Raw genomic sequence first — 9127 nt, forward strand, 5'->3', positions numbered from 1 at the left:
GGCCCCAGCAACCACAACCGGGGCCTTCCGCTCTCCGCGCTCGGGGCCTGTCAGCCCTTGACGCAGATGACCTGCTTCAGCTTCGCGACGACCTCGACGAGGTCCCGCTGCTGATCGATGACCTGCTCGATCGGCTTGTACGCCGCCGGGATCTCGTCCACGACGCCGGAGTCCTTCCGGCACTCCACGCCCCGCGTCTGGTCCTCCAGGTCCCGCGCCGTGAAGCGCCGCTTGGCCGCGCTGCGGCTCATCCGGCGGCCGGCGCCGTGCGAGGCCGAGTTGAACGACTTCTCGTTCCCGAGCCCCTTCACGATGTACGAGCCGGTGCCCATCGAGCCCGGGATGATCCCGAAGTCGCCGGAGCCCGCCCGGATCGCTCCCTTGCGGGTGACGAGCAGGTCCATGCCGTCGTACCGCTCTTCGCTGACGTAGTTGTGGTGGCAGGAGATGACCGCGTCGAAGGTCACCCCGGCCTTCTTGAACTCGCGCCGGACCACGTCCTGGAAGATCCCCATCATGATCGCGCGGTTGTACTTCGCGTACTCCTGCGCCCAGAAGAGATCGTTGCGGTAGGCCGCCATCTGCGGGGTGTCGGCGATGAAGACCGCCAGGTCGCGGTCGACCAGCCCCTGGTTGTGCGGAAGCTTCTGGGCCTGCCCGATGTGGTACTCCGCCAGCTCCTTGCCGATGTTCCGGGAGCCGGAATGCAGCATCAGCCAGACACGATCGTCCGTATCGAGACAGAACTCGACGAAGTGGTTCCCGGACCCGAGCGTGCCCATCTGCTTGGTGGCGCGCTCCTGACGGAACTTGACCGGGTCGGCCACCCCGTCGAACCGCCCCCAGAAGTCGTCCCACCCCGACGTCGGGAACCCGTGCAGCCGTCCCGGGTCGACCGGGCTGTCGTGCATCCCGCGACCGACCGGAATCGCCTGCTCGATCTTCGACCGGAGCCGCGAGAGATCACCCGGAAGGTCGTTCGCCGTGAGTGATGTTTTCACCGCCGACATGCCGCAGCCGATGTCGACCCCCACCGCCGCCGGGCAGACCGCGCCGTGCATCGCGATCACCGAGCCGACCGTGGCCCCCTTGCCGTAGTGGACGTCCGGCATTACGGCGAGGCCCTTGATCCAGGGCAGCGTGGCAACATTCTGGAGCTGCTGCATCGCGCCGCCCTCGACCGTCGCCGGGTCGGCCCACATCCGGATCGGAACCTTCGCCCCCGGTACCTCTACATACGACATAACCCCTCAATTCCCCCGAATTACCGATAACGCAAAACTGACACCAACCACCGCGAAAGAGACAGCGGACCGGCGTTCCGGCCAGTGCGTGCGATACACATTGTGTCCACCGGCCGCCATCGCGCGGCAACCGTATTTCCGATCGAAGGGAGCCAGGACCGTGCAGCGAAAGGTGTACGTACCCGGCGTCGCGCTCCTCGCGGCGCTCACCGCCGGCTGCACCGGCGGCTCCGGTACCGACAGCTCCACCACCGACGCCAAGGCGGGCGAGTCCAACACGTCCGTGGCCGCCCCCGGCAAGTACCGCACGCTCCGTGAGCCCTGCGGCGCCGTCGACCGCGGCCTCCTGCGGGACCTCCTGCCCGGCGCCACCACGCTCCCCGAGGAGCAGCAGGAGAAGGCGTACGACGGCACCCCGGCGGTCACGTACGACACCGACCGGCGCGTCGGCTGCCGCTGGAAGGTCGACTCCCCCGGCGCCACCCACCACCTCCGCGTCGACTTCGAGCGGGTGGTCTCGTACGACTCCGAGGTCAGCGACGACGACCGCGCGAAGCAGGTCTACGCGAAGCAGGAGGTCGCGGCCGACCTCCCGGCCCCCTTCCGGAGCCCGGACGAGAGCGACGACCCGGAGAACGGCGAGGGCGACGACGGCGCCTCGCCCGACGGCAGCGCCTCCCCGGACGCGGCCGCCTCCAAGTCCGCCGGCGAGGCCGACGCCGACCCGACCGCCTCCGCCCCCGGCGGCGACGCGAGTGGCGCCGACGGCGGCGAGGACAGCGGCGCCGGTGGCGGCGCGGGCACCCAGACGCCCCCCGAGGGCCTCGAACCCCGCATCCTGGCCGACCTCGGCGACGCCGCCTTCCTCGACGACGCCCTCGTGCGCTCCGGGTCGACCGCCCAGCGTCGTACCGTGAGCGTGGTCTTCCGTACGTCGAACGTCGTCGTGACCGTCCAGTACAGCGAGCAGCCCGCCCTGACGGCGGACCTTCCCGACAGCAAGGAACTGCAGGAGAAGACGCAGGCCGTGGCCCGCAGGCTCGCCGAGCAGTTCAACGACTAGCCGATCCGCCCACCGGCGCCCGGTCGATCGGCGCCCAGCCGATCAGCGCACCAGCCGAACAGCCTCCATGAGTGAAGGAACCATGCACCGATCAGCCCCGCGACTCTCTCGCATACTCGCCTGCGCAGCCGTCCCGGTGATGCTCGTCGCCGCCGGCTGCTCCTCGGACGCCGAAGGCGACAAGGACGCGAAGTCCGCCAAGCCGACGCCCTCGGTGTCGGCCGAGCCGACCGTGAAGCCGGCCGCGTTCTCGAAGCTGCCCGAGCCGTGCAAGTCGGTCAAGAAGAAGACGGTCGACTCGCTGGTGCCGGAGGCGAAGGACAAGTCCGGCACCGCCGACAAGTCGAACGACGTCTCCGCGCGCGGCGGCTGCGCCTGGAACGGTCTGGACAGCAAGGGCGTCGACGGCTCGCAGTACCGCTGGCTGTCCGTCTCCTTCATGCGGTACGACTCCGACCCGTCCCGCGGCCCCGGCGACAAGCTCGCCGAGGAGTACTACGCGAAGCAGGTCGACGCCGCGAAGGCGACCGAGGGTGCGAAGAAGGTCACGGCCAAGCCCGCCTCCGGCGTCGGCGACCAGGCGACGGCCGTCACGTACGACCTGCGCAAGACGGACGCGGACTTCAAGTACGCAACGGTCGTGACACGTACGGAGAACGTCGTCGCCACCGTCGTCTACAACGGCGCCGGCTACCAGGGCGCGAAGTCGCCGAAGGCCGCCGACCTGCTGAAGGACGCGCAGAAGGCGGCCAAGGAAGCGGCCGACTCGGTCACCGCGGCCAACAAGTAGCACGCGGAGCGGACGATCCCCGCCGGTCAGGAAGCGGTACGTACCACCTGATCCCCGGCACAGAGCGGAGCCCGGTCTTCCCCTTGGAGGCCGGGCTCCGCCCATACCCGCGCAACGCGGCCCGCACACATGTGCCAGGCTGACCCCCGCCAAGTCCGACGTAACGGGAGGGGATCGCGGGTGGCCGCGATGCAGTTGACACGCACGCACCGCATATTGATCGGTGTCGTCGTCGCGGGAGCGGTGGTGATCGCCGCGATCGGTTTCGCCGGTTCGTACGCCGCCGTGCGCGAGCTCGCCGAGGAGAAGGGCTTCGGGGACTTCTCGCTGGTCTTCCCGATCGGTATCGACGCGGGCATCTGCGTCCTGCTGGCGCTCGACCTCCTCCTGACCTGGATGCGGATCCCGTTCCCCCTGCTCCGCCAGACGGCGTGGCTGCTGACGGCCGCGACGATCGCCTTCAACGGCGCGGCGTCCTGGCCGGACCCGCTGGGCGTCGGCATGCACGCCGTCATCCCGGTCCTGTTCGTCGTCTCGGTGGAGGCGGCCCGGCACGCGGTCGGCCGGATCGCCGACATCACGGCCGACAAGCACATGGAGGGCGTGCGCCTGACCCGCTGGCTGCTGTCGCCGCTGCCGACGTTCAAGCTGTGGCGGCGCATGAAGCTGTGGGAACTGCGCTCCTACGAGCAGGTCATCAAGCTGGAGCAGGACCGCCTGATCTACCAGGCGCGCCTCCAGGCCCGCTTCGGGCGCTCCTGGCGCCGCAAGGCGCCCGTCGAGTCGCTGATGCCGCTGCGGCTCGCGAAGTACGGCGTCCCGCTCGCCGACACCGCCCCGGCGGGCCTGGCGGCGGCCGGCATCGAACCGGCGCTGCTGCCCCCGGTCCCGGAGACGACGCAGGCACAGCCGCGGCCGCAGGAACTCCCGCAGCACCAGCAGCCCCCGCAGCCCCAGGAGGTCCGGGCGCTGCCGGCCCGGGAGCAGGCGCAGCCGTACCCGGACGAGGAGTGGCCGCGGGAGGCCCCGGACGCGGACGACCAGTACGACGAGGGCGGCGAGGACGCCCCGCCGGTGCCGGAGCAGGGCCCCGGCTCGCACTCCAGCCCCTGGTTCGCCGCACCGCAGGTTCCGCAGAGCGCGCAGGAGGCGGCGTACGCGGGCGGGTACGACCCGCAGTACGCCGAGGCCCCGGAGCCGCCCCCGGTGATGGTCCCGTCGGGCCCCGGCCGCACCCGTCCCCTGGGCGGCATCCCGGGCCAGCGGCAGGAGCAGGCCCCGGCGCAGGACAACGCGCAGGCGGAGACAGCGCGGGCGGAGACGCAGCAGGCGGAGTACCAGCAGGCGCGGTACGCGCAGGCCCAGTACGAGGAGCCGGACGAGGCCGAGGAGTGGTACTACGGCGCGTTCCGCAAGTACATCAGCGAGAACAACAGCGTCCCGACCCCCCGCGAGTTCGGCTCGTACCTCCAGGACCTGGGAGCCGAGTCCCCGACCCCGGGCGAACTGAGCGACTACACCAAGCGCTTCGAGATCCGCTACCAGCAGGACCTCGACGCCGAGCACATCGCCTAACGCCGCAGGCTCCCGTCCGCCGTCACACGTGAAAGGGCCGCCACCCCGGAAAACCGAACCGGGTGTGGCGGCCCTTCGTACGACGCACACGCGCCGAGGGGCGGAGTTACGCCCCCAGCAGCTTCCTCACGCGCTCCGCGCCCACCGCGAGCAGCAGCGTGGGCAGACGCGGACCCGTGTCCCGCCCGACCAGCAGCTGGTAGAGCAGCGCGAAGAACGACCGCTGCGCGACCTTCAGCTCCGGCGTCGGCTTCGCGTCCGGCTCCAGCCCCGCCATCACCTTCGGCACGCCGTAGACGAGCGTCGTGAGCCCGTCCAGCGACCAGTGCGAGTCCAGCCCGTCGAGCAGCAGCCGCAGCGACTCCCGCCCGGCGTCGTCCAGCGAGCCCAGGATCTCCGTGTCCGGCTCGGCGCGCACGACCGTGCGCTGCTCGGCCGGCACCTGCGTGGTGATCCAGTTCTCGGCGCGGTCGAAGCGCGGCCGCACCTCGTCCAGCGACGTCACCGGGTTCTGCGGGTCCAGTTCGGTCAGGATCCGCAGCGCCTGGTCCTCGTGCCCGGCCGTGATGTCCGCCACCGACGCGAGCGTCCGGTACGGCAGCGGGCGCGGCGTACGCGGCAGCTCACCGGCGGCCGTCCGGATCGCCCGCGAGTGGGCCGCCGCGTCGGCGGGCAGTACCGTGCCGTCGGCGACCTTCTTCTCCAGCGAGTCCCACTCGTCGTACAGCCGCTGGATCTCCTGGTCGAAGGCGATCTTGAAGGACTGGTTGGGCCGCCGGCGCGCGTACAGCCACCTCAGCAGCGGCGCCTCCATGATCTTCAGCGCGTCGCCGGGCGTGGGCACGCCGCCCTTGCTGCTGGACATCTTCGCCATCCCGCTGATGCCGACGAAGGCGTACATCGGCCCGATCGGCTGCACCCCGCCGAACACCTCGCGCACGATCTGGCCGCCGACCACGAACGACGACCCGGGCGACGAGTGGTCGACACCGCTCGGCTCGAAGACCACGCCTTCGTACGCCCAGCGCATCGGCCAGTCGACCTTCCAGACCAGCTTGCCGCCGTTGAACTCGCTCAGCAGCACGGTCTCGGAGTGCCCGCAGACGCAGGTGTACGCCAGCGCGGTGGTGTCGTCGTCGTACGCCGTCACCGTGGTGAGGTCCTTGCCGCAGGCAGTGCAGTACGGCTTGTACGGGAAGTACCCCGCGCCGCCGCCGCTGCCGTCGTCCTCGGACGCCGCCCCGGACCCCTCGGCCGCTTCCAGCTCGGCCTCGTCGACCGGCTTCTGCCCCTGCTGCTTCTTGACCTGCTGCTTGGGGTCCTTCTTCGTCCGGTACCGGTCGAGGACGGCGTCGATGTCGGCCCGGTGCCTCATCGCGTGCAGGATCTGCTCGCGGTAGGCACCGGCCGTGTACTGCTCGGTCTGGCTGATGCCGTCGTACTCGACACCCAGCTCGTCGAGCGCCTGCGTCATGGCGGCCTTGAAGTGCTCGGCCCAGTTCGGGTACGCCGACCCGGCCGGCGCGGGCACCGACGTCAGCGGCTTGCCGATGTGCTCGGCCCAGGACTCGTCGACCCCCGGGACACCGGCCGGCACCTTGCGGTACCGGTCGTAGTCGTCCCAGGAGATGAGGTGGCGGACCTCGTACCCGCGCCGCCGGATCTCGTCCGCGACCAGGTGCGGGGTCATGACCTCACGCAGGTTGCCCAGGTGGATCGGGCCGGACGGCGAGAGGCCGGACGCGACGACGACCACCGGGGAGGCAGCACCATCGTGTTTCGCCCCAGGGGCACGTCGCTCCGACTCGGCGATGACCTCGTCCGCGAACCGGGAGACCCAGTCGGTCTCTGTGCTGCTCTGAGCCACGATCGGCACGTCCTCTTTCCCTCAATAGCTCTCGCTGGCTGACGCCAGCCATTCTCCCAGACGAACCACCGGCATCCGGGGCTGCCGCCGGTATCCCGGGCGCTGCTGCCTTCAGGCGCTGCTGCCTTTATACGAGACGACGGCCGCACACCCCCCATGAAATACTCGGCTGCACCTTCAACTTTCCTCTCAACAGGAACGGCAGCTCATGGCCTCGGTCCATTCCCTCGCCTCGACCGTCAACCAGCGCGTCGCGGACGCCCTCTCGGCCGCCCTGCCGGAGGCCGGCGCCGCCGACCCGCTGCTGCGACGAAGCGACCGGGCCGACTTCCAGGCGAACGGCATTCTGGCCCTCGCGAAGAAGGCCAAGGCCAACCCGCGCGAGCTGGCCACGACCGTCGTCGCCGAACTCCCCGCCGGTGACGTGATCAAGGAGATCGAGGTCTCGGGCCCCGGCTTCCTGAACATCACGGTCACCGACCGGGCGATCATCGACACGCTCGCCGCCCGCGCCGCCGACGCCCGTCTCGGCGTACCGGTGGCCGAGCGGCCGGGCACCACCGTCATCGACTACGCGCAGCCGAACGTGGCCAAGGAGATGCACGTCGGCCACCTCCGGTCCGCCGTTATCGGCGCCGCGATGGTCGAGATCCTCGAATTCACGGGCGAGAAGGTCGTACGCCGCCACCACATCGGCGACTGGGGCACCCAGTTCGGCATGCTCATCCAGTACCTCACCGAGCACCCGCACGAGCTGGACCACCAGCACGGCGGCCCGGAGGAGGGCGAGGCGGCGATGTCGTCCCTCAACCGCCTCTACAAGGCGTCGCGCGTCCTCTTCGACTCCGACGAGGACTTCAAGGCGCGCTCGCGGGACCGCGTCGTCGCCCTCCAGGCGGGTGACCCGGAGACCCTCGCACTGTGGCAGCGGTTCGTCGACGAGTCGAAGATCTACTTCTACTCGGTCTTCGACAAGCTCGACATGGAGATCAACGACCCGGACGTGGTCGGCGAGTCCGGCTACAACGCCATGCTCGAAGAGACGTGCCAGATCCTGGAGGACACGGGCGTGGCCGTCCGGTCCGACGGCGCGCTCTGCGTCTTCTTCGACGACGTGAAGGGCCCGGACGGCAAGCCGTCGCCCCTGATCGTGAAGAAGTCGAACGGCGGCTACGGCTACGCCGCCACCGACCTCTCCGCGATCCGCGACCGCGTCACCAACCTGGGCGCGAGCACGCTCGTGTACGTCGTGGACGCCCGCCAGTCGCTCCACTTCAAGATGGTCTTCGAGACCGCCCGCCGGGCCGGCTGGCTGAACGAGGACGTGCACGCCGTGCAGCTCGCGTTCGGCACGGTCCTCGGCAAGGACGGCAAGCCGTTCAAGACCCGCGAGGGCGAGACGGTCCGGCTGGTGGACCTGCTGGACGAGGCGGTCGACCGCGCCACGGCCGTGGTGCGCTCCAAGGCCGACAAGGTGGGCCTGACCGAGCAGGAGATCGTCGGGAACGGCCGGTACGTCGGCATCGGCGCGGTGAAGTACGCCGACCTGTCCACCTCCGCGTCCCGCGACTACAAGTTCGACCTGGACCAGATGGTGTCGCTGAACGGCGACACGTCCGTCTACCTCCAGTACGCGTACGCCCGTATCCAGTCGATCCTCCGCAACGCGGGCGACCGCAAGTTGGCCGCCCACCCGGAGCTCGAACTGGCCCCGGCGGAGCGCGCGCTGGGCCTGCACCTGGACCAGTTCGCGGAGACGCTGGCCGAGGTCGCCGCGGCGTACGAGCCGCACAAGCTGACGGCGTACCTGTACCAGCTCGCGTCGCTCTACACGACGTTCTACGACCAGTGCCCGGTCATCAAGCCCGAGCCCGCGCCCGACGTCGCCGAGAACCGCCTGTTCCTCTGCGACCTGACCGCCCGCACCCTTCACCAGGGCATGGCACTGCTCGGCATCCGGACGCCCGAGCGCCTCTGATCACGCCCGAGCGCCTCCGATACGCCCGTGCGCCTCTGATCACGCCTGACGCCGATCGCGGCTGATGCCGATCACGGCTGACGCGTTACGGCGCTGCCCCCCACCGGGCTCCGGTGGGGGGCAGCGCCGTCTCCGGCCCCGTTCCGTCACGACGTCAGCGGATACGACGGCCGCCCCGCGGCCTCGTCGATCTCCCCGTGCGCCTTCCCCAGAAGCTGCGACGCGAGGTCCATCAGCGCACGCGCGCCCGCGATCTCCTCACCGACCCGCAGCTGCTCGGCATCGGTCGGGTGCCGTTTGGCGTACCCATGGGCCCGCAGCTCAACGCCGTCGCCGAGCCGCACCATGGCAGCCGCCCTGGTCCTCCCGTCCTCCTCCTGGAACTCCATCTCGACGTGCCAACCGACGAGTGTGTGCATGCTGCTCACCTCCAGCTGTGCCCCTGTCCTCCTTCCAGGGTGCGCCGCCGGGCCGCTGATCACCACTCCCCACTTACCGAAGGGTGAGTACCCGACTTATTAGTCGGTACTTGTCGCCCCGTCAGTGCCCGACAAGGATCGAGGGACCGCAGGAACGCCCCACCCACACCCACTCCACCTCGCTCCAGGAG

Annotated in this window: 7 protein-coding genes; 4 read left to right on the forward strand and 3 right to left on the reverse strand. The window is 70.3% G+C overall.

The genetic code is table 11. The features are described 5' to 3' along the window. Nucleotides 1-50 precede the first annotated feature (50 nt). Nucleotides 51-1244, reverse strand: a complete 1194-nt coding sequence (locus tag E2E34_RS26735; RefSeq protein WP_138904478.1) for an RtcB family protein — start codon at nucleotides 1242-1244, stop codon at nucleotides 51-53. A 160-nt stretch (nucleotides 1245-1404) separates the two neighbouring features. On the opposite strand from E2E34_RS26735, the gene E2E34_RS26740 reads away from it, so the two are divergent. From E2E34_RS26740 to E2E34_RS26750, 3 genes are all read left to right on the forward strand, one after another. Beyond that, entirely contained in the window at nucleotides 1405-2307 is a 903-nt protein-coding gene (locus tag E2E34_RS26740) for a DUF3558 domain-containing protein (protein ID WP_138904479.1), read from the forward strand. An 82-nt stretch (nucleotides 2308-2389) separates the two neighbouring features. Beyond that, a complete protein-coding gene (locus tag E2E34_RS26745; protein WP_138904480.1) occupies nucleotides 2390-3097 on the forward strand; it encodes a DUF3558 domain-containing protein in 708 nt (235 codons plus the stop codon). A 180-nt stretch (nucleotides 3098-3277) separates the two neighbouring features. Next, nucleotides 3278-4672 (forward strand): DUF2637 domain-containing protein, encoded by a 1395-nt coding sequence (locus tag E2E34_RS26750; protein ID WP_138904481.1) that lies wholly within the window; start codon nucleotides 3278-3280, stop codon nucleotides 4670-4672. 106 nt (nucleotides 4673-4778) lie between these two features. Here the strand turns inward: E2E34_RS26750 and lysS are convergent, their stop codons facing one another. Next, complete coding sequence (gene lysS / locus E2E34_RS26755) at nucleotides 4779-6548, reverse strand: lysine--tRNA ligase (RefSeq protein ID WP_138904482.1); 1770 nt, start codon at nucleotides 6546-6548, stop codon at nucleotides 4779-4781. 199 nt (nucleotides 6549-6747) lie between these two features. Here lysS and argS point away from each other — a divergent pair, with 199 nt between their 5' ends. Next, nucleotides 6748-8517 carry an arginine--tRNA ligase gene (argS, locus tag E2E34_RS26760; RefSeq protein WP_138904483.1) on the forward strand — a complete coding sequence of 590 codons (1770 nt, stop codon included), beginning with the start codon at nucleotides 6748-6750 and terminating at the stop codon, nucleotides 8515-8517. A 146-nt stretch (nucleotides 8518-8663) separates the two neighbouring features. Here the strand turns inward: argS and E2E34_RS26765 are convergent, their stop codons facing one another. Further along, nucleotides 8664-8936 carry a DUF1876 domain-containing protein gene (locus tag E2E34_RS26765; RefSeq protein WP_138904484.1) on the reverse strand — a complete coding sequence of 91 codons (273 nt, stop codon included), beginning with the start codon at nucleotides 8934-8936 and terminating at the stop codon, nucleotides 8664-8666. Nucleotides 8937-9127 lie beyond the last annotated feature (191 nt).

The sequence above is a fragment of the Streptomyces albidochromogenes genome (assembly GCF_005981925.1).
Classification (GTDB): domain Bacteria; phylum Actinomycetota; class Actinomycetes; order Streptomycetales; family Streptomycetaceae; genus Streptomyces; species Streptomyces albidochromogenes.